Genomic DNA, 20,514 nt, shown 5'->3' on the forward strand with positions numbered 1-20,514 from the left:
GAACAGGGAAGAGTCTCGCCGCACGGCGCACGAAAGGCGAACTGCCACGCGGGCGGGACGGCGCCGAGACCCACCCCGTCGGGAATACCGGGCCCGTAGCATGGGTTTCAGCACAAGAACCAAACGCCTGAGGAGGCCGCGACAGTGCGAGACGTCATCATCATCGGATCCGGTCCCGCCGGGTGGACCGCCGCCATCTACGCGGCGCGCGCCAACCTGTCGCCGGTCGTCGTGGCGAGCCAGGTCGAGGTCGGCGGCGAGCTGATGAACACGACCGAGGTCGAGAACTTCCCCGGCTTCCCCGAGGCCGTCATGGGCCCGGAGCTCATGGCCAAGATGCAGCAGCAGGCCGAGCGCTTCGGCGCCGAGGTCGTCTACGACGACGCGACCGCGCTCAACCTCGCGGGCGACGTCAAGAGCGTGACCCTCGGATCCGGCGAGACGCTGGAGGCGCGCACCGTGATCTTCGCGACCGGATCCGCGTACCGCAAGCTCGGCGTGCCGCGCGAGGACGAGCTGTCGGGCCACGGCGTGTCCTGGTGCGCGACGTGCGACGGCTTCTTCTTCCGCGACAAGACGATCGCGGTCGTCGGCGGCGGCGACTCGGCGATGGAGGAGGCGACCTTCCTGACGAAGTTCGCGTCGAAGGTCTATCTCATCCACCGCCGGGACGAGTTCCGCGCGTCGAAGATCATGCAGCAGCGCGCCTTCGACAACGAGAAGATCGAGGTCCTCTGGAACACCGAGATCGCCGAGCTGCAGGGCGCGAGCGGCCTCACGGGCGTCGTGTTGCGCGACACCGTGACGGGCGAGACGCGCGAGCTGGCCCTGGACGGCCTGTTCGTCGCGATCGGCAACGACCCGCGCACGCACCTCGTGCACGACACTCTCGACCTCACCGTCGACGGCACGATCGCGGTCGACGGCCGCTCCTCGCGCACGTCCGTTCCCGGCGTCTTCGCCGCGGGCGACGTCATCGACCCGTCCTACCGCCAGGCCGTCACGGCCGCCGCGAGCGGCACCGTCGCGGCACTCGACGCCGAGCACTACCTCGCGGCGCTCGACGACGCCACGCACGCCACACCCGAGGCCGTCACGGCCTAACCGACTTCCCTAAGGAGAACCACTATGAGCGCCAAGGTCACCACCTCCGCCACCTTTGAGCAGGATGTCCTCCAGGCCGACGGGCCCGTGCTCGTCGACTTCTGGGCCGAATGGTGCGGCCCGTGCCGCATGGTCGCGCCCGTCCTCGACCAGATTCAGTCGGAGAACGCCGACAAGATCACCATCGTCAAGCTCAACGTCGATGAGAACCCCGACCTCGCGATGAAGTACCAGATCACGTCGATCCCGGCCATGAAGGTCTTCTCGGGCGGCGAGGTGGCCACCACCATCATCGGCGCCAAGCCGAAGCAGGCGCTGGAGCAGGACCTCGCCGAGTTCCTGAAGTAATCCCGCCGCGCGAAGAGGGGGTGTCCGGATCCGTTCCGGGCACCCCCTTTTCGCGTACGCCTCGCCGCTTAGCGGCCGCCGAGCACCCGCACGACCGAGTCCCACCGCCGGTGCGTGTTCTCGGCGCCGAGCATGCCCCAGACCGCGGCCGAGAGGTCCGGGTACTGCGCCGCGATCTGGCGGAGCAGGCGCTGGTTGCGCGCGTGGGTGGGGCGCAGGCCGCCGTCCGCCTCGATGTGCTCGGCGCGCAGCATGAACACCACGAGCTCGTCGACCGTCGGAAGGTCCTCCATGAAGTCCCACGGATCCTCGCCCTCGCGCAGGCGCTCGTGGATGAGCGTCGAGAGCTCGTCGTGCGCCTCGGCACGGAGCACCTCGACGCTCGCGCGGCGGGGGAGGAGGGGGTCTTCGGAACTCACCCCTCCAGGCTACGGCGCGCGGCGCACCCCGCGGTCGATAGGGCCTGGGTGATCAGTGCGAGCGCAGGGCGTCGATGAGCTCGCCCTTGCGCATGCGCGAACGGCCGGTGATCCCGAGCTCGCGCGCGCGTTCGCGGAGTTCGTCGACCGTGCGGTCCTCGTAATCGTCCGCGGATCCGCCCTTGCGGCCCACGGACGAGCGCCCGTCGCGCGCCGCGGCGTTGGCGATTCGGGCGGCCTTCTCCTTCGAGGCTCCGTCCTCGCGGAGGCTCTCGTACAGCTCCTCGTCCTTGATGCTCGGATTCGGCATGTGTGCTCCTCCCTCTCTCGCGGCGATCGCCGCCACCCGGACAGGGTGTCACATGCCGGCCGGCGGGACTACTGCTCGTAGCCGGATTCGCCGAGCTCCTCGAGGATCCGGTTGAGATCCTGAATGGTCGCGAAACTGATCTTGATCTGGCCTTTTCTCGCCGTCAGATCGATCTTCACCTTCGTGTTGAGACGATCGCCGAGCTTGTCGGAGACCTCGTCGAGGTAGGCGCGGCGCGCGCCGGCCTGGGGGCGCTTTTGCGGGGCGGGGGCCGCCGTGCCCGCGGCCTGGATCACCTTCGCCGCGGTCTCGGCGCCACGCACGGTGAGCTCCTCGTTGACGATCTTGTCGGCGAGGCGCTGCATGCCGTCGGCGTCTCCGTCGAGGGAGAGAATCGCGCGCGCGTGCCCGGCGCTGAGGACGCCCGCCGCGACCCGCTGCTGCACCGACTCGGGGAGTCGGAGGAGCCGGATCGTGTTCGAGATCTGCGGGCGCGAGCGCCCGATCCGATCCGCCAACTGCTCCTGCGTGATCCCGAAGTCGTTGATGAGCTGCTGGTACGCGGACGCTTCCTCCAGCGCGTTCAGCTGCGCGCGGTGGATGTTTTCGAGCAGCGCGTCGCGCAGCAGGTCCTCGTCGGCCGTCTCGCGCACGATCGCCGGGATCTCGGCGAGGCCGGCCTCGCGCGAGGCGCGCGTGCGCCGCTCGCCCATGATGAGCTCGTAGGTGCCGTCCTTCTTGTCGCGCACCACGACCGGCTGGAGCACGCCGAACTCTCGCACCGAGTGCACGAGCTCCGCGAGATCCTCCGCGTCGAAGAGCGTGCGCGGCTGCCGCGGGTTGGGCACGATCGCGTGCGGGTCGACGTGCACGAGGCGCACGCCCGGCACCTCGGTCAGCGGCGCCACGGACGGGCTCTCGGCCGCCTGGGCCTTCTTCGCCGCCGGGCGGCGCTTCGGCGCCTCGGGCGCGGCGGGCGGGTCCTCGTCGAGGGCGGGGGATCCCGCGAAGAACACGTCAGCGGGGCGCTCGCGTGCCTCGGTACCGGTGGGGATGAGTGCCCCGATTCCACGCCCCAGGCCCGTGCGCTTCGCCATTACTTTCGCCCTTTCCTGCGGGGTGCCCCGCGCTTCACGATCTCCACCGCCGCCTCCTTGTAGGCGATCGCCCCCGCGGATCCGCCGTCGTACGCGATCACGGTCTGGCCGAAGCTCGGCGCCTCGGAGACGCGCACCGATCGCGGGATCATCGTCTGCAGCACCTCGTCGGGGAAGTGTTCGCGCACCTCGTCGGCGACCTGCTGGGAGAGGCGCGTGCGGGCGTCGTACATCGTGAGGAGGATCGTGGACACCTTGAGCCGGGTGTTCAGGTGCTTCTGGATCATCTTCACGTTGCCGAGGAGCTGGCTCAGGCCCTCGAGGGCGTAGTACTCGGCCTGAATCGGGAGGAACACCTCGTCCGCCGAGCTGAAGGCGTTGATCGTCAACAGCCCCAGCGATGGCGGGCAGTCGATCAGGACGAAGTCGAAGGGGTCATCGAGCTGTTCGAGATAGTCGCGCAGAGCCGTGTCCAGCCGCTTCTCGCGCGCGACCTGCGAGACGAGCTCGATCTCGGCGCCGGCGAGGTGGATGGTGCTCGGCAGGCAGAAGAGGCGCTCGTTCTCGGGGCTCTGCTGCACCGCCTCGGCGATGGGGAGGTCGTTGATGAGGACGTCGTAGACGCTCGGGGTATCCGCCGTGTGGGGGACACCCAGAGCCGTGGAGGCGTTGCCCTGGGGATCCAGGTCGATCACCAGGACGCGCCCACCCAGGTCGGCGATCGCCGCGGCGATGTTGACGGTCGTCGTCGTCTTGCCGACGCCGCCCTTCTGGTTGGACACCGTCATGACGCGCGTCCCGCCGGGGAAGTCGACGTCTACCTCCTCGAGGCGGCGTCGCCGGGCGCTGAGATCCTGCAACTGCCGCATGATCGGGCTGTCATCGAAGGCGGCAGCGATATCGCTGGAATGCTGACTCACGCTCGTCCTTTCGTGTCCCAGGCCGACCTCACCACTCTATCCCGGCGGCGCCCGAACACGCCCAGGGCCCGCGCGGTGTTTCACGTGAAACATCCCGGCGACGCGCCCACGGCTCGCGGAGAATGGGGGCGTGCTCGCCACCCTCGACATCTGGCCGCACCCCGGCCCGCGCGTGACCCGGACGCCGTTCTCCGAACGCGACGTGGACGAGGCGTGGTCATATCCCAGCCTCCCCGAGGTCACGACCTGGAGACGAACGTGGCTCGCGTCGCGTGACGCGTGGCAGGGCGACGCCTCCCGCGCAAAGCTCGTCGGACGCGGGCTTGCGGCCCGGGCAGGGGGCGCCCTCGTGGGCGACGCAACGCTGACGCTCGCGGACGGCTGGGGACAAGGCGGGTCCGACCCCGCCGCGGTCTCGCGGTGCGAGGCAGAGGTCGGGTGCACGAGATCGACCCGCGCCTCGCGGGCCGCGGCCCGGGCACGGAGGTGGGGAGGAACTGCGGCGGATCGCGTTCCTCTGCGTCGGGGTACGGCGCGTGACGGCGTCGGCGCTCGCGGATAACACGCCGTCGATCCGCATCATGGAGAAGCTCGGCGTACGCCGCGAGGCCGCGCTCACGGTCTCGGCGGCCTTCCACGCCACGCGCGGGTGGTTCGACGGCGTTGACGACGCGATTTCGCGGAGGAACGGCGTGAGCGCTCGTCTTCTCGCTCTGGTGATGTTTCACGTGAAACATCGCGCGACGGGTAGACGCAGCGCGCTCCGCACGGTCGCGTGCGGCGGTCCCGCGCCCGCAGAGGACGTGCCACCCCGGCCGCGTTCGTGTACCCGGCTGAGACCGCTACCACCGTCGGCCCGAATCAGCTTCGCTGCTTCAGAACGCCGGCGGGGCAGCACGGGTTGCGCGCGAACACCGTGGCGTGCGCCGCGCGGCGGCCGTGCGGACGCTGCGCGGCGCACGCAGAACGCACCAGCCGGGCGTCCGCGACGGGCGCCGTCGCCAGCGCGGCAGTATCCTCGCGGTTCGGTCGTGCGCTCGCGGACGTCGTGTCCGCCGTGGCGTGCGTTCTCGGGTCGGGTCCCCGCATCCGTGGGTGACACAGTCCGCAGAGCCGCATGAGTGCTGCAACCCCCGACCTCACGCCGCGGATCCCGACAAGCGGATCTACGGCCCCGGCGCGCTGCGTCCCGCCTGTGCTCCCCACAGTCTCGATGTTTCACGTGAAACATCGGCCGCCTCGGCCACACCGATGGTGCACGCCTCAGTCCCCTCGCCAGGTTGGCCGGCCCGCTGCGGCTGACCGACCTGCCACCCCGGCACCACTCGGACCTTCGCCTGAGATGTTTCGTCACGCCACCCACCGCGGGCCCATCGGTGAGGCGAGGTGTGTCACGCCGGAATTCGTCACGAACGGGCTCTCGCGCAGGGCGCGCCCGCGGGCGCATGCTCGAACGATGTTTCACGTGAAACATCACCATGCCCGGCCCCGGACCACTGAAGGGCGCTGAGGAGAGCGGCCAGGAGCTCCAGCCTGGCGCCCTCATCCCGCGCGCTCGCGCGCGGCCAGCAATCGCCTAGGGGCTGTCTCCGTCTTGGAGACGCACCGAGCAAGGGCCCGAGTGCGTCCATCGCAAGGCGGACGAGGGGCGCGATGCTCCAGCATCGTCGCAACCGAGGACGACGCCGAGGACGACGCCGAGAGGCGCGTGCTCGGCCCCGGCGTGACCCGGTGCCGAGACCCGCGAGTGCCCCACGCCGCCCGGTCGTCACAGGGAAGTCGCATCGGTAGCTCGCTCAGGGCCGATCCCCCCCCCCCCCGTCGTCCCGTGTCGCGCCAATGTTTCACGTGAAACATTCGCCGCCGACGGAAGGACGACCGCCCCACTTCGCTCGGCGCCCCCACCACGCGCACCGCGGGCACGGCCTCGCGCCATGCCTCCGCGGATCCCGACGTAGCCGACTCTCGCCCACGGACTCACTTCAGGCGCTGGTGCGGGACCGGTCGCACACGCCGCCATCACGCGCGGCACGTCGTCAGACTGCGCAGGGAGCGCGGAGCCGCGATTAGTCCGCATCGGTTCCCGCTCGAGCGGGGAGACCCCATCATTTCAGGGCTCCTTCTCCGCGCATACGTGGCGCGCACCGCACCGCACCGCACGCGACGGACTCAGGAGCACGCGGGCGGCCGCAAGTCGCGCGCGGAGCCCGGTACACGGCACTCTCCTCCTACCTGCGCAGCACCGCCGCCCGCGGAGGCCCTTCTCACCCGCGAGCGCATTACCGGAACCGCTCGCATTCCATCGCGCGCGGGCGCATTCCGACAGCTGGCTGACCACGCCCGGGCTGGCCGGCGGAGCGGCGATGTGCCGATTGCAGTGCGCGGCTGCATGAACGCAGACCAAGACACGGCGCACATGGCGGCAGACCGCGGCCGCAGCCCGCGCGCACGTTCCGTTGAGCCGGCGACGACTGCGAGGCCACACCGGGCACGCCCGACTGCGAAAGCGCCGTGGCCCGCTGCGCGTGCCGCGGGCGCGTCGGCGGGCCGGTGCCGACAGCACTTCGCGGGCGTCGCCGCAGCCGGGGGAGGGGTGCGGTGCGCGAGTTGGGGTGCGCCCCCGGGTCCACTTCGGGCGCAAGCGCGATCAGCGCGACGTTCGTCGTTCGTGCTGACGGGGTCGCGAGCCATGCCTGCGCGTTATCGTCGCCCCTTCGCGAGGGCCAGCGGAGCCTGCGCGACATTTTGCGCCGCGACGCCGTGCATACCCATCACGACGCGGCCCGCGTGCTGCGGTCGGAGCGTCGCGCCGCAACAATGTTTCACGTGAAACATCGGTCGTACGAGGCCCCTCGGCGCCGTGCCATGCGAGACGTGTCACGACAACTGATCGCGACGCGCACCCCGTCACCACGGAGATGCCGGGCCCCGACCCTCATCACCACGAAACTGCCCGGCCCCGACCCTGATCACCGCGTCGCAACTCCGCCCGCGAGGCCGCACCCCCGCCCCACACGGCGAAAGGGCTGGGGTGGCCCGTGCCGTGGCCGGAGCGTCGCGCCGCAGCACTGTTTCACGTGAAACATCGGTCGTGCGAGGTCCTGCGGCGTCGCGCCGTGCGAGGCACGTCACGAAAGCTGATCGCGCCGCGACCCCCCCCCGTCGCCCATGCAGCTGCCCGGCCCCGACCCTGATCACCGCGTCGCACCTCCGCCTGCCAGGCCGCACCCAGGCCTCACCCGACGCACGAGGTGGGCAGACCCCCGTGCGGCAGTCAGAGCGCCACGTCATAGCGATGCGTCACGCGAAGCATCGGCCGTACGAAGTTCTCCGGCGCCGCGCCGCGCGAGGCACGTCACGAATGCTGATCACAACGCAGACCCTCGTCACCACGGCGCTGCTCGACCCCGCCCTCCTCAACCCGGCGCAGCGTACGCCCACGGTGTCCGTGACATGTGCACGCCGGACGACGACGCATCCGATCCATCCGAAGCACACACCGCATCACCAGGCGACGCCACGATCGGCGCACACACGACGCTCAAAGTGACGGAGGAACGGGCGCACAATGGCTCCACCAGCGATACGCCCGTGGGCGAGATGTCCGCCCCGCTCGACAGGCCGCGCATTCGCATCCTCGTGCGCATCCCGCGAAAGCCCGAGAGCGCGAGACGACGTAGCCACGATCGCGCGAGCGGGCACAGGCAGCGCCGCAGCGCGCGCAAGGGCAGGAACGCACCGCGGCACGAGGACCATCCACGGCATGGCCTCGCCCGACTCAGCGGACGATGAGCCCACCCGAGGGCCAGCCCACGAGAACTGTGACGTGAACGCCCGCCCCACCGCTTCCACGACCACACCCATCACGCCCACCGTTTCACGTGAAACATTCGTACCGCGGGTCGGCCGCCATGGAGGGACCCGACGCGGCGCGACCGCGCGCCGCGCGCACCGTGCCGCGAGAGCGCGCGCTCCCGCGAGGCCCGGATGTCGTAACCGGTCCACCTCGCGGAGGACCGCTTCCCGCTTCCCGCCTCGCGCCGGCAAGCCTCGCGCCGCTTTCGCACCTCCCACGTCGCCCACCGCGTCGCTCCCGCCGCACCGCGCCCCTGCGCACCGGGCCTCCACACCGCGCGCGGGCTCCCGCCTGCATCGATCAGGCGCTCCCGACCCCACTCGACCGCTCCTACCGTGCCGATCAGGTGGAAGGTCGAAATCGGGGGAGACGCCTCTGCATCGGGGGAGACGTATCACTGCCTTCGCACATGGGGCCATGATGATGGTCCGAACGACCGGGGGAGCGCGCCACGCTTCGCGCCAGGCGCCTCGCCCCACCTACTCCTCGCTCAGATCCCCCGCGTATGCGACGCACCACTGCGGCACGATCCGGAACATGCGGATGTCGTCGCCCCAGGTGCGCGGATCCGACCCGTAGTGCCGCGCCCAGTGCGCGAACACCGCGGTCTCGTCGTCGCCGAGCGGGACGGCCCGCCCGTGGGTGAAGAATCCGGTGCGTTCGCCGTCGATCCAGGCCGCGCTTACCGCCGGCCGCGCGGCGAGATGGCGCGCCTTGGCCGAGGACCCGTCTGTGCCGAACGTCCAGGCACCGTGGAGGAAGTGGCCGTCCACAGCGCTCACCCGCGGCGCGCCGCCGGCGGTGACCGTGGCGAGGCTCAGGACCCGCATACCGTCGAGACGCGCGAGCAGCTGCCGCGCGCCCCATCGATGATCCCCGGACACGATGTCCGTCAGGTGTCGCGTCGCCCCCTCGTGCGACGCCGCGAGCAACGCATCCAGCGCCGCGATCTCCTCGTCCGTCTCGTACACCCCGCGACCCCCTCACATGTTTCACGTGAAACATCCCCGAGATCAGTCTCACACGGGCCTCCGGCATGGCCCGGTGCGCGCGTGACCAGCATGGCGACGCGCGCGAGCGCTCATCCCAGCGCCCGCAGGGCGCCCGACACGAGCCGCACGCGAAGGGGCAGATCGGGAAGCGGCTCGCCGTCGCCGTGGGGGAGGGGCGCGCCCCCGCCCGCGGCGATATCGATGCCGCGGGCTCGCCCCACGAGGACCCGCGGAGACGAGGTGTGGCGTCCGAGGAGCATGCGGGCGAACAGCGGGAAGGCGCCCCGCCGCCCGACGTCGCCCGCCACGACGACGTCCGCCCACCCGTCGATCGCGGACGCGCGCGGCGCGATCGCGATCCCCCCGCCGATCGTCGGCCCGTTCGCGAGGGTCACGAGCGCCCCGCGTGCACGCCAGTCGGCGCGGTATCCGGCGCCGTCCTGCTCGGCGGTCACGCCGACGACGCCCGGAAACCGGGCGACGCGGTCGAGCTCCTCGGCGGAGAGCGCCATCCCCCGAATGGACACCTCGTAGCCCCAGGCGCGGTACCCGGCGAGCTCGCGCAGCGCGGCCCACACGTACCGGGAGGCGCCGCGAACGTGCCGCATCCCGTTCGCGCGCGCGTTGACCGCCGCGTCGAGGCCCGCGGACACCGCCCCCGCCACCCACACGTCGGATCCGCTCTCCGGGCACACGCGAAGGAGATCGACGTCGCGCACGCGTTCCGTCGCCATCGCCGTCACCACGCGCGACACCGCCGCATCCGTATCCCGCGGCATCGCCAGCGTGCGCGCGAAATCGTTCCCCGTGCCGACGGGAATGATCCCGAACGGGATGGGGCCGTCCGCCAGCTCCTGAATCGCAAGGTGGGCTATACCATCTCCCCCCACCGCGACCACCGCGCGCGCGGATCCGTCTCGTGCGGCGCGCACGCGCGAGGACCCCTCCGCGGCCGTCGAGGCCGACAGAATCGTCGCTGCGATCCCTGCCCGCGCGAGACGCTCGCGCGTCGTCCTCGCGGTCGCGACGGCCCTCCCGGCGCCCGCGCGCGGATTCGCGAGGATCGCCACGTCCCCGGGCCTGAGCAGCGTCATGACCCGACGCTACCGCTGCCGTTGGGCGTCAGGCGCGCACGGTGGCGCGCACGACGCGCGTCGGCTCCGCAATCTCGCCCTCGCCGAGGATCTCGACGCGCACGTCGCTCAGCTTGTACTTCCGCGCGGCCTTGGCCGCCGCGTCGATCTCGCGCTCGGCGTTCTGCCCCTTGAGGAGGATCAATTCCCCGCCGTCGCGCACGAGCGGCGCGGTCCACGGGATCAGGGTGCGCAAGGCCGACACGGCCCGCGCCGTCACGGCGTCCAGGAAACCCTCGTAGCGACCGGCCTCCTCCGCCCGCGCGCGTTCGACGCGGACGTTGTCGAGCCCCAGCGCGTCCGACTGCTCCGTGAGCCATGCCACGCGACGCTCCATCGGCTCGATCAGGATCCACTCGATGTCGGGGCGCGCGATCGCCAGCACCAGGCCCGGCAGGCCCGCCCCGGACCCGACATCGCCCACGCGGCCGCCCGCGGGGAACAGCGACGCCGCGATCGCCGAGTTGAGGATGTGACGGTTCCACAGCCGCGGCACCTCGAGCGGGCCGATCAGCCCGCGCTCCTCGCCGTGCTCGGCGAGGGCGTCCGTGAAACGCCGCGCGAGGTCGATGCGGTCGCCGAACAGCGCCGCCGCCTCGGCGGGCTCCGGCTCGAGCGCGTCGTTCGTCACGGCCGTCAGGCCTTGCGGATGACCGTGTGTCGGTCGTCCCGCTCGCCGTACGACTCCGAGACGAGCCCGCGCTCCGCCACGATGTCGTGAACGATCTTGCGCTCGTACGACGTCATCGCGGGCAGCGAGGCCTGCGTGGCGCCGTCGTCCAGCCGCGAGACCGCCTGATCGACGAGCTCCGCCAGCTGGGCGCGGCGCGTGTCGCGCGAGCCCCCGACATCGAGGATGAGGCGCGAGAACTCGCCCGTCTCCCGCTGGACCGCGAGCCGCGTGAGCTCCTGGAGCGCCTGGACGGTGTCCGGATCCGCGAGCGGACGAAGCGACGCGTCGTCGCTCTCGACCGACACGTACGCGCGACCCTGCCGCACGTCGAGCTCCAGGTCGCCGTCAATGTCGGCGATGTCGAGCAGGCCCTCGAGGTAGTCGGCCGCGACGTCACCCTCGCGCTCCAGCTGCTCCTTCGTCGGGGTGTCCTCGTGCGTCATGCGTTCTCTCCCGCCGACCCCTGGCCGGACTTCTGCGGGCCCGGGCCCGCGTTTCGCTGCTGGTCCTTCTTGGCGCGCTTCGCCGACTTCGGCTGCACGCGCTTCGCGCGCTCCTGGCGCTCGGCCTCGACCTTGCGGGCCAGCTCCTCCTGCTCGCGCTCGTACTCCGCCATCGACACGACCTTGCCCGCGGCGTTGACGGCCTTGCCCTTCTTCGCGAGGCGCTCCTCGCGGGCCTTGGCGGCCTCGGATCCGGGCGTCGGGTTTTCGTGAATGATGTAGAACTGCTGGCCCATCGTCCACAGGTTGTTGAAGAACCAGTAGGTGACGACGCCGAGCGGGAAGAAGACGCCCGAGAAGATCATGGCGAACGGAATGATCCAGAGCATGATGCGCTGCATCTGGTAGGCCTGGCCGGTCTTCGCCTCGGGCGAGAGGTTCTTCGAGACGATCTGCAGCTGGGTGACGAACTGCGTGGAGATCATCAGCGCGACGAGGATGATCAGCATGATCACGGCCGGCAGCGAGTCGATGCCATTGTTAAAGTGATCGACGAGCGTCATGCTCAGCGGCGCGATGTCGAACAGCGACGCGTCGTTGAACTCGTGCACGCGCTCGGCCGTGAACAGCCAGGTGTTCAGGCCCGACTCGTCGGCCGCCGCCCACACGCTGATGTCGCGCAGCGTCCAGTACAGCGAGAAGAAGATCGGCATCTGCACGAGCATCGGCAGGCAGCCCGACACCGGGGTCGTGCCGTGCTTCTTGTACAGCGCCATCGTCTCGCGGCTCATCGCCTCGCGAGACAGCTGATCGCGCTTGCCCTTGTACTTCGTCTGGATCTTCTTGATCTCGGGCGCCAGCTCCATCATCTTTCGCTGGCTCTTGATCTGCTTGACGAAGAGCGGGAAGATCGCCAGTCGCACGACGACGACGACTCCGAGGATCGACAGGACCCAGGTGAGGCCGCCCGCGCTGGGCATTCCCACGGTCGTCAGCAGCCAGTGCCACCCGACGAGGATCGCCTCGATCACCCAGCGGATCGGGAAGAGGATCGTTCCGAAGAAGTCCACGGAGGGTCAGTCCTTTCGGCGCGGCACCACGAGGCCACGGGGGGTCAGGTCGTATCGGAAGTTCGCGTGCGGACGCACATCGTCCTCGCCGCCCGCGGCCCAGGGATGGCACCTCGCGATGCGCGCCGCGGCCAACCCCGATCCTCTCACGAGGCCGTGCTGCTGCACTGCGGTCACGGCGTATGCCGAGCAGGAGGGGTAATAGCGGCAGACGTCGCCATACATGCGGGAGATCGTCGCCCGGTAGGCGAGGAGCAGGCCGAGGCCCAGGTTGCGGGGCACGAGCGGGAGCGCGCGGCCCGCGTCGACGCCGCGGATCCGCCCCGACCCGACGGCGGACGCCGGCAGGACGCTCACGCGCCGGCCCTCCGTGCGAGCCCGCGGGCGACGTCGCGCCGCAGGTCGGCGAAGGGCGCCGCGGCGGAGGCGGGAAGCGCGCGGATCACGACGTCGGCGCCCGGACGCAACGACGGCGTCGCCTCGAGGCAGATGGCCTTGAGGCGACGCCGAACGGTGTTGCGCGTCACGGCGTTGCCGACCGCCTTGCTCACGATGAAGCCGAAGCGGGGCGGACGGGGTTCGCCGGTGTCGACGACGTGCACGACGTGCGTCTCGCCCGCGCGCCGGGCTCCCCGCCGGACGACCATGCGATAGTCGATCCCGCGGGTGATCCGCTGCGGCTTGCCGAGCACACCCGTCGCGACGTCGAGGGGCGTTACGCCGAGAGCTCGGTGCGGCCCTTGCCGCGGCGAGCGTTAAGGATCGCGCGGCCGGCGCGCGTACGCATGCGGGCGCGGAAGCCGTGCTTCTTGGCGCGGCGACGGTTGTTGGGCTGGAAAGTGCGCTTGCTCATAGCCTTCTCACTCCGGGAGGACGTGTCACCGGAACTGGTCGACCGGAGACGGGTACAGGGGTGCCCGAGATGGGCACAAGTCAACCGCAATAGAATACGCCGGGCGCCGCTCGCGGCGCAAACCGCGCGCTAAACCTGTCAGTATCCCCACAGGACGGGTCCCTTGCCCGCCACAACACGCGGATCCGCTCGCCGACGCGTTTGCGGGGCGGCGCCAGGATGACTAGCGTATTCGAAGTTATCCACAGGCTGTGTACAAGGGGGAATGGACCGATGGCAGACGTCCCGGACGTGCCGATCTGGCGCCTGGTCATCGCGGAGCTCGAGAACGACGAGCGGATCACGCCGCAGCTCGAGGGCTTCCTGAACCTCGCGGTGGCCCAGGGGGTCATGGGAGGCGCGCTCTACCTCGACGTGCCGAACGACCTCACCGCGGGTCAGCTCAACAAGCGCATGCGCGATCCCATCATGGACGCGCTCGGCCGCATCGGGGACGAGGTCACGAGCTTCCGCGTCGTCGTCAACCCTGAGCTCGCCGACCAGCCCTATATCCCGGAGCCGCACCCGATCGCGGACGAGGCCCGCGAGGCCGCACCCGAGCGGTCCGCGCCCCGCCCGATCGAGACGCCGCAGACCCAGTCCCGCAGCGAGACGCGGCTGAACCCGAAGTACACCTTCGACAACTTCGTCATCGGACAGTCGAATCGCTTCGCGCACGCCGCCGCGGTCGCGGTCGCGGAGGCTCCGGCGAAGGCGTACAACCCGCTGTTCATCTACGGCGACTCCGGCCTCGGCAAGACGCACCTCCTCCACGCGATCGGCGACTACGCGCAGAACCTCTTCCCCGGGGTCCGCGTCCGGTACGTCTCCAGCGAGGAGTTCACGAACGACTTCATCAACTCGATCGCGAACAACCGCGGGGCGGCCTTCAACGCGCGATACCGCGACCTCGACATCCTGCTGATCGACGACATCCAGTTCCTCCAGGGCAAGGCCGAGACCCAGGAGACGTTCTTCCACACGTTCAATACGCTGCACGACCACGACAAGCAGGTCGTCATCACGAGCGACGTCGCGCCGCGACTGCTGACGGGGTTCGAGGACCGGATGCGGTCGCGGTTCGAGTGGGGCCTCATCACCGACGTGCAGGCACCCGACCTCGAGACCCGCATCGCGATCCTTCGCAAGAAGGCCTCGAGCGAGCGGATCTACATTCCCGAGGACGTCATCGAATACATCGCGTCCATGGTCTCGACCAACATCCGCGAGCTCGAGGGCGCCCTCATCCGGGTGTCCGCCTTCGCGAGCCTCAATCGCTCCGAGGTCTCCCGCGAGCTTGCGGAGGGGGTCCTGCGCGACATCGTCGACAAGCCCGAGGACACCGTCGTCTCGCCGACCGACATCATCAAAGCGTCGGCCGACTACTTCAAGCTCACCGTCGAGGACCTGTACGGGCCCGGTCGCGCACAGGCGGTCGCGCAGGCCCGGCAGATCGCGATGTACCTCTGCCGCGAGCGGACGAACCTCTCCCTCCCCAAGATCGGGCAGTTGTTCGGCGGGCGGGATCACACGACGGTGATGTACGCGACGAAGAAGATCACCGAGCTCATGAAAGAGAAACGGCAGCTGTACAACCAGGTGCAGGAGATCACCGCGCGGCTCGGTCGCCGCTGACGGCGCGCCCGTCCGTCCACAGCGGCATCCCGCGCGGATCCTCGCGCCTCGCGACTTTTCCACACGTTATCCACAGGACCCCCGTCGACAAAGACGGGGGTCCTGCCGTGTTTTTCCCCCCGCGTTCCCCCGGGCGCATCTGAACGCGCGGTGGCGTATTCCCCAACTCGCGCTTGACACGACTGCGGCGGGGGCGTTAAGGGTTCTCCCCAGTGTGGAAAACCTGTGGATAACTGTGGAGACACGCCCTGCCGGGTGTGCATGACACGCGCCCGCCTTGTGAAAACGGCTGTGGGCGTCGACCCGCCGCGCCTCCGGCTTCCCCCACACCCTCCGCATCGATTCCACAACTCACATGCGTGTGATTCCTTACTGCTGACACGGATCCACAGAGTTATCCACACTCTCCACAGCCGTTAACGCTGTTAAGAGATTTCTCTTTCGAAGAGGGCCCCCGATCACCGTGACGCCGGCGGCGTCGTGGGCCGCCAGGCCGACGCACTAGCATGGGTTTCCCGCGACATCCGCGCTCCTCCCGAGCGCTCACCTGCGTGTCGCGCCCGGTCTTTCGCCACATGAGGGGGAGTTACGTGAAGTTCCACGTGAACCGCGATGTCTTCAGCGAGGCGGTCTCGTTCGTCGTCAAGCTGCTGCCGCAGCGCAATCCGCAGCCGATCCTTGCGGGCGTGCTGATCGAGGCGGGGGAGGACGGCACGCTCGCGCTGTCGGCCTTCGACTACGAGGCCTCCGCGCGGACGACGATCGAAGCGACCATCGACGAGCCCGGCACGATCCTCGTCCACGGCCGCCTCCTCAACGACATCGCGAGCCGCCTCCCGCACGCGCCGATCGAGGTCTCGACCGAGGACGATGGCAATGTCGCCGTCATCTGCGGCCCCGCGCGCTTCGCGCTCGCGTCGATGCCCGTCGAGGAATACCCCGCGATTCCCGAGGTCACGGGCGAGTCCGGCCTCGTCCCGGGCGAGGACTTCGCCACGGCGATCTCGCAGGTCGCCTTCGCCGCCTCGCGCGACGATGTCACGCCGGTGCTCACCGGCGTGCAACTCGAGGTCCACGACAACCAGCTGAGCCTCGTCGCGACCGACCGCTACCGCGTCGCGCTGCGCGACATCAACTGGGACGGTAGCCAGTCCGATGCGAAGGCCCTCGTGCCCTCGCGCACCCTCACCGAAGTCGGCAAGACGTTCTCGCACGGCGGCAACATCTCCGTCGCGTTTTCCGGATCCGGCGACCGCGAGATCATCGCGTTCACGGCGGGCAACAAGACCGTGACCTCGCTGCTCATCAAGGGCAACTTCCCGCCCGTGCGCCGCCTGTTCCCGGAGCAGACCGGCCACTACGCCGTCGTGTCGACGAGCGACCTCACGGAGGCCGTGCGCCGCGTGGCGCTCGTGCTCGATCGCTCCGCGCCCCTGCGCTTCACGTTCTCGCAGAACGAGGTCACGATGGATGCCGCCGGCGGCGACCAGGCGCGCGCGTCCGAGTCGGTCGACGCCACTCTGACGGGCGGCGACGAGGTCACGCTCGGCCTGAACCCCCAGTACCTCCTCGACGCGCTCGGCGCGGTGAAGAGCGAGTTCGCGCGGATCACGTTCACGTCGAGCGACAACGCCAACAAGCTCAGCCCCATCCTCGTCACGGCGCAGACCTCGGTCGACGACGCGGCAAGCGACAACTTCAAGTACCTGCTGCAGCCCAACCTGCTGCTGCGCTAAGCCGGGTTCGACGCATGATCGTCGAACACCTCAGCCTCGTCGATTTCCGCAACTACGCGCACGCGGAGCTCGAGCTTCGGCCGGGGACGAACCTGCTGGTCGGCCGCAACGGCCAGGGCAAGACGAATCTGGCCGAGGCGGTCGCGTACCTCGCGACGCTCGGCTCGCACCGGGTCTCCGCCGACGCGCCGCTCGTGCGCGAGGGGCAATCGGCCGCGTTCGTCCGGGCGCGCCTGACGCACGGATCCCGCAAGGTGACCCTCGAACTGCAGATCAACAAGCAGGGCTCGAACAAGGCCCGCATCTCGGGCAACCCCGTGCGCACGAGCGAGCTGCCGCGCTACGCGCAGGTCGTGCTCTTCGCCCCCGAGGACCTCACGATCGTGCGCGGCGACCCCGGATCCCGGCGTCGCTTCGCGGATCAGCTCCTCGTGCAGCGCACGCCGCGGCTCGCGGCGGTCATGGCGGACTACGACCGCGCGCTGAAGCAGCGCACCACGCTCCTTAAGTCCGCGCGGGCGCGCGGCATGCGCGCCGAGAGCCTCAGCACCCTCGACGTCTGGGACGACAAGCTCGTCGCGCTCGGATCCCAGATCATCGACGCGCGCTCGCGCCTCGCCGCGGATCTCGCGGCCCCCGTCGCCCGCGCCTACGCCGCGATCGCGGGCGAGGATCATGCGCCGCAGCTCGCGTGGGCACTGTCGATCGGGGGATCCGACCCCGAGGAGGGCGAGGACATCGAGGAGGGCGCCCCCGCCGCGGGCGACACGGCCGCCCAGTTCCGCCAGGCGCTGGAAAACCGGCGCGCGCAGGAGCTCGAGCGCGGCCTCACCCTCGTCGGGCCGCACCGCGACGACCTCGTGCTGCGGCTACGGGGGCTGCCGGTCAAGGGATACGCCTCGCACGGCGAGGGCTGGTCCGTCGCGCTGTCCCTCCGGCTGGCGTCGGCCGAGCTGCTGCGCAGCGAGTCGCCCGGCGGCGACCCGATCCTCATCCTCGATGACGTGTTCGCCGAGCTCGACGCGGCCCGGCGCGGGCGCCTCGCCGGTGTCGTCGCCGACTACGAGCAGGTCATCGTGACGGCGGCGGTGGCCGGCGACCTGCCGGATCCGCTCCGCCGAGACGCCGTGCGGATCGAGGCGGGCGCGATCCTCGGACCGCTCTCCGAGCATCCGCTGGAGGAGCCGCGATGAGCGACGAGCGGCCCCCCGGCGTGCCAGAGACCATCGCGACCTACCTGCGCCTGCGCGGGCTGCCGCTGAGCAAGGCGGCGCGCTGGAAGAAGCGGCGGCGCGGGGATCCGGACGGCAGCCAGCCGTTTGCAAAGGGGCGGGATCCGAAGCCCCTCGGCGACGCCATCACTGCGCTCACCGCCTCCAGCGGGTGGGCGCCGCAGCTCGAACGCGAGGACCTGGCGCTGAACTGGGAGGAGATCGCGGGCGAGGATAACGCCGCCCACTCCTTCATCGAGACCTTCGCGCAGGGCCTCGTCGTCGTCCGGTGCGACTCGACTGCCCGCGCGAAGCAGATGCATCTGCTGCGGGCCGCGTTCCTCACGCGGATCCTCCAGCTCTACCCCGAGGCGGGCGTGAAGGAGATTCGCTTCTTCGGGCCAGACGTGCCGACCTGGAAACATGGCTTCAGACGCGTTCAGGGCCGCGGTCCGCGCGATACGTACGGGTAAGACGGGTCGCATCCCGTCGGAGGGGGATTTCTCCCGCGAGAGGGCCTGTTACGCGGTTTTCGTCGTCCGAAACGGGTAGAATGGCAGACGCTGTTCGACCTACAAGGAGCGACACCTACATGACGAGCGAGACCCCCGGGAACGAGCCTGATTCGACGACGGCGAGCGGGGGCACCGGCGCATCCGTGGGCTCCGGCAAGGTGACGAACGCGTACGGCGCCGACCAGATCCAGGTCCTTGAGGGCCTTGAGGCGGTCCGCAAACGCCCGGGTATGTACATCGGATCCACCGGCCCGCGCGGCCTGCACCACCTGGTGTACGAGATCGTCGACAACTCGGTCGACGAGGCGCTCGCCGGCTACTGCGACACGATCACCGTGACGCTCCTCGAGGACGGCGGCGTGCGCGTCGTCGACAACGGGCGCGGGATCCCCGTCGGCATGCACAAGGTCGAGAAGAAGTCGACGCTCGAGGTCGTCCTCACCGTTCTCCACGCCGGCGGCAAGTTCGGCGGCGGCGGCTATGCGGTCTCGGGCGGGCTCCACGGAGTCGGATCCTCCGTCGTCAACGCGCTGTCGACGCGCCTCGAGGCCGTCGTCCGCACCGACGGAAGCGTGTGGCGCCAGTCCTTCACGACGGGTGGCGTCCCGACCGCGCCCGTCGCGCAGGGCGAGCCGACCGACGAGACCGGCACCTCGATCACGTTCTGGCCGGACCCCGACATCTTCACGGAGACCGTCGAGTTCGAGTACGAGGTCCTGCGCACGCGCTTCCAGCAGATGGCCTTCCTCAACAAGGGCTTGAAGATCGAGCTCTTCGACGAGCGGCCCACCTCGACCGAGGAGGTCGAGACGGAGGAGGGCGCGCCCGTCGCGAAGCAGCGTCACGACGTGTTCCACTACGAGCGCGGCCTGATGGATTACGTCGACTACCTCAACAGCGCGCGCAAGGCGGAGCGCGTCCACGAGGACATCATCAGCTTCGAGTCGGAGGACACCGAGCGCAAGATCGCGCTCGAGGTCGCGATGCAGTGGACGACCTCGTACAGCGAGAACGTGTTCACGTACGCCAACACGATCAACACGCACGAGGGCGGCACGCACGAGGAAGGCTTCCGCGCGGCGCTCACCTCGCTCGTGAACCGGTACGCGCGCGCCAACAACCTTCTCAAGGAGAAGGACGACAACCTCACGGGCGACGACGTCCGCGAGGGCCTCACGGCCGTCATCTCCGTCAAGCTCAGCGAGCCGCAGTTCGAGGGCCAGACCAAGACGAAGCTCGGCAACACCGAAGCCAAGAGCTACGTCCAGCGCATCGTCGCCGACGAGCTCGGCGACTGGTTCGCGCGCAGCCCCGCGCAGGCGAAGAACGTTGTACGCAAGGCGATCGACGCCGCGACCGCGCGCATGGCCGCCCGAAAGGCGCGCGAGACAGCCCGCCGCAAGAGTGTGTTCGAGTCGGCCGCCATGCCCGACAAGCTCAAGGACTGCACGAGCAAGGACCCGTCCATCAGCGAGGTGTACCTCGTGGAGGGCGACTCGGCCGGCGGATCCGCCGTGAACGGCCGCAACCCGCTCACGCAGGCGATCCTCGCGCTGCGCGGCAAGATCCTGAACGTCGAGCGCGCGCGCCTGGACAAGGCCCTCGGCAACAAGGAGGTCCAGGCGATGATCCAGGCCTTCGGCACGGGCATCGGGCCGGACTTCGACATCGAGAAGGCGCGCTATCACAAGATCGTCCTCATGACGGACGCCGACGTCGACGGCCAGCACATCACGACGCTGCTGCTGACGCTGCTGTTCCGCTACATGCGCGGGCTCATCGAGGCCGGGTACGTCTACCTCGCGATGCCGCCGCTGTACCGCCTGAAGTGGACGAACGCCGACCACGAGTACGTCTACAGCGACCGCGAGCGCGATGTTTTCCTCGAGGCGGGCCTCGCGCGCGGCTGGCGCTTGCCGAAGAGCAACGAGGGCGGCGTGCAGCGCTACAAGGGTCTCGGCGAGATGAACGCCGAGGAGCTGTGGGAGACGACCATGGACCCCGAGACCCGCACCCTGCGCCAGGTGACGATCGAGGACGCGGCCGCGGCCGACGAGATCTTCTCGGTCCTCATGGGTGACGATGTCGAGTCCCGCCGCGGGTTCATCCAGCGCAACGCGAAGGACGTCCGCTTCCTCGACATCTGATCGAGCGGACGAA

19 protein-coding genes and 1 pseudogene are annotated in these 20,514 nt (G+C 69.9%); 8 read left to right on the top strand and 12 right to left on the bottom strand.

Going from position 1 to position 20,514, the window contains the following annotated elements; translation table 11 throughout:
* Nucleotides 1-144 precede the first annotated feature (144 nt).
* Nucleotides 145-1,104 (top strand): thioredoxin-disulfide reductase, encoded by a 960-nt coding sequence (gene trxB / locus GJQ66_RS07900; protein WP_368732797.1) that lies wholly within the window; start codon nucleotides 145-147, stop codon nucleotides 1,102-1,104.
* Between the two features lie 24 nt (nucleotides 1,105-1,128).
* Complete coding sequence (gene trxA / locus GJQ66_RS07905; protein WP_155048801.1) at nucleotides 1,129-1,452, top strand: thioredoxin; 324 nt, start codon at nucleotides 1,129-1,131, stop codon at nucleotides 1,450-1,452.
* A 68-nt stretch (nucleotides 1,453-1,520) separates the two neighbouring features.
* Here the strand turns inward: trxA and GJQ66_RS07910 are convergent, their stop codons facing one another.
* The 4 genes from GJQ66_RS07910 to GJQ66_RS07925 form a co-directional block, all read right to left on the bottom strand.
* Nucleotides 1,521-1,871, bottom strand: coding sequence for a tryptophan synthase subunit alpha (locus tag GJQ66_RS07910; protein ID WP_166314911.1), 351 nt, complete (start codon nucleotides 1,869-1,871; stop codon nucleotides 1,521-1,523).
* Nucleotides 1,872-1,923: 52 nt separating this feature from the next.
* The gene (locus GJQ66_RS07915) at nucleotides 1,924-2,181 is read right to left on the bottom strand and encodes a Rho termination factor N-terminal domain-containing protein (RefSeq protein ID WP_155048802.1); all 258 of its coding nucleotides are present in this window, start codon (nucleotides 2,179-2,181) and stop codon (nucleotides 1,924-1,926) included.
* 68 nt (nucleotides 2,182-2,249) lie between these two features.
* Nucleotides 2,250-3,278 carry a ParB/RepB/Spo0J family partition protein gene (locus GJQ66_RS07920; protein WP_155048803.1) on the bottom strand — a complete coding sequence of 343 codons (1,029 nt, stop codon included), beginning with the start codon at nucleotides 3,276-3,278 and terminating at the stop codon, nucleotides 2,250-2,252.
* Nucleotides 3,278-4,147 carry a ParA family protein gene (locus GJQ66_RS07925; RefSeq protein WP_155048900.1) on the bottom strand — a complete coding sequence of 290 codons (870 nt, stop codon included), beginning with the start codon at nucleotides 4,145-4,147 and terminating at the stop codon, nucleotides 3,278-3,280. Before GJQ66_RS07925 ends, GJQ66_RS07920 begins: the two co-directional genes overlap by 1 nt.
* A 181-nt stretch (nucleotides 4,148-4,328) precedes the next feature.
* Between GJQ66_RS07925 and GJQ66_RS07930 the strand changes: the two genes are divergently transcribed.
* On the top strand, nucleotides 4,329-4,760 hold the full coding sequence (locus GJQ66_RS07930) for a hypothetical protein (RefSeq protein ID WP_155048804.1): 432 nt from the start codon (nucleotides 4,329-4,331) through the stop codon (nucleotides 4,758-4,760).
* Nucleotides 4,761-8,533: 3,773 nt separating this feature from the next.
* Here the strand turns inward: GJQ66_RS07930 and GJQ66_RS07935 are convergent.
* The 8 genes and pseudogenes from GJQ66_RS07935 to rpmH all read right to left on the bottom strand — a co-directional run bounded on the left by GJQ66_RS07935 (nucleotide 8,534) and on the right by rpmH (nucleotide 13,218).
* Nucleotides 8,534-9,025 (bottom strand): pyridoxamine 5'-phosphate oxidase family protein, encoded by a 492-nt coding sequence (locus GJQ66_RS07935; RefSeq protein ID WP_368732798.1) that lies wholly within the window; start codon nucleotides 9,023-9,025, stop codon nucleotides 8,534-8,536.
* A gap of 110 nt (nucleotides 9,026-9,135) precedes the next feature.
* Entirely contained in the window at nucleotides 9,136-10,140 is a 1,005-nt protein-coding gene (locus GJQ66_RS07940; protein WP_155048805.1) for a diacylglycerol kinase family protein, read from the bottom strand.
* 28 nt (nucleotides 10,141-10,168) lie between these two features.
* Nucleotides 10,169-10,810 (bottom strand): 16S rRNA (guanine(527)-N(7))-methyltransferase RsmG, encoded by a 642-nt coding sequence (gene rsmG, locus GJQ66_RS07945; RefSeq protein WP_368732799.1) that lies wholly within the window; start codon nucleotides 10,808-10,810, stop codon nucleotides 10,169-10,171.
* A 5-nt stretch (nucleotides 10,811-10,815) separates the two neighbouring features.
* The gene (locus GJQ66_RS07950; RefSeq protein WP_155048807.1) at nucleotides 10,816-11,295 is read right to left on the bottom strand and encodes a R3H domain-containing nucleic acid-binding protein; all 480 of its coding nucleotides are present in this window, start codon (nucleotides 11,293-11,295) and stop codon (nucleotides 10,816-10,818) included.
* Nucleotides 11,292-12,353, bottom strand: a pseudogene (yidC, locus tag GJQ66_RS07955) (membrane protein insertase YidC); the annotation flags it as partial. The gene GJQ66_RS07950 and the pseudogene yidC, both read right to left, overlap by 4 nt.
* A gap of 18 nt (nucleotides 12,354-12,371) precedes the next feature.
* Nucleotides 12,372-12,722 (bottom strand): membrane protein insertion efficiency factor YidD, encoded by a 351-nt coding sequence (gene yidD / locus GJQ66_RS07960; RefSeq protein ID WP_368732800.1) that lies wholly within the window; start codon nucleotides 12,720-12,722, stop codon nucleotides 12,372-12,374.
* Nucleotides 12,719-13,057 carry a ribonuclease P protein component gene (rnpA, locus tag GJQ66_RS07965; protein ID WP_368732801.1) on the bottom strand — a complete coding sequence of 113 codons (339 nt, stop codon included), beginning with the start codon at nucleotides 13,055-13,057 and terminating at the stop codon, nucleotides 12,719-12,721. The genes yidD and rnpA overlap by 4 nt, the downstream gene beginning before the upstream one ends.
* A gap of 23 nt (nucleotides 13,058-13,080) precedes the next feature.
* On the bottom strand, nucleotides 13,081-13,218 hold the full coding sequence (rpmH, locus tag GJQ66_RS07970; protein WP_155048808.1) for a 50S ribosomal protein L34: 138 nt from the start codon (nucleotides 13,216-13,218) through the stop codon (nucleotides 13,081-13,083).
* Between the two features lie 273 nt (nucleotides 13,219-13,491).
* On the opposite strand from rpmH, the gene dnaA reads away from it, so the two are divergent.
* The 5 genes from dnaA to gyrB all read left to right on the top strand — a co-directional run bounded on the left by dnaA (nucleotide 13,492) and on the right by gyrB (nucleotide 20,501).
* Entirely contained in the window at nucleotides 13,492-14,892 is a 1,401-nt protein-coding gene (gene dnaA, locus GJQ66_RS07975) for a chromosomal replication initiator protein DnaA (RefSeq protein WP_155048809.1), read from the top strand.
* A gap of 590 nt (nucleotides 14,893-15,482) precedes the next feature.
* Nucleotides 15,483-16,628, top strand: a complete 1,146-nt coding sequence (dnaN, locus tag GJQ66_RS07980; protein WP_368732802.1) for a DNA polymerase III subunit beta — start codon at nucleotides 15,483-15,485, stop codon at nucleotides 16,626-16,628.
* 14 nt (nucleotides 16,629-16,642) lie between these two features.
* Nucleotides 16,643-17,821, top strand: coding sequence for a DNA replication/repair protein RecF (gene recF, locus GJQ66_RS07985; protein WP_155048811.1), 1,179 nt, complete (start codon nucleotides 16,643-16,645; stop codon nucleotides 17,819-17,821).
* Nucleotides 17,818-18,312: a DUF721 domain-containing protein gene (locus tag GJQ66_RS07990; RefSeq protein ID WP_155048812.1), complete on the top strand. Its 495-nt coding sequence runs from the start codon at nucleotides 17,818-17,820 to the stop codon at nucleotides 18,310-18,312. The genes recF and GJQ66_RS07990 overlap by 4 nt, the downstream gene beginning before the upstream one ends.
* A gap of 119 nt (nucleotides 18,313-18,431) precedes the next feature.
* Nucleotides 18,432-20,501 (top strand): DNA topoisomerase (ATP-hydrolyzing) subunit B, encoded by a 2,070-nt coding sequence (gene gyrB / locus GJQ66_RS07995; protein ID WP_155048813.1) that lies wholly within the window; start codon nucleotides 18,432-18,434, stop codon nucleotides 20,499-20,501.
* Nucleotides 20,502-20,514: the final 13 nt, after the last annotated feature.

Source organism: Microbacterium sp. ZXX196, from assembly GCF_009709595.1.
GTDB classification, from domain to species: domain Bacteria; phylum Actinomycetota; class Actinomycetes; order Actinomycetales; family Microbacteriaceae; genus Microbacterium; species Microbacterium excoecariae.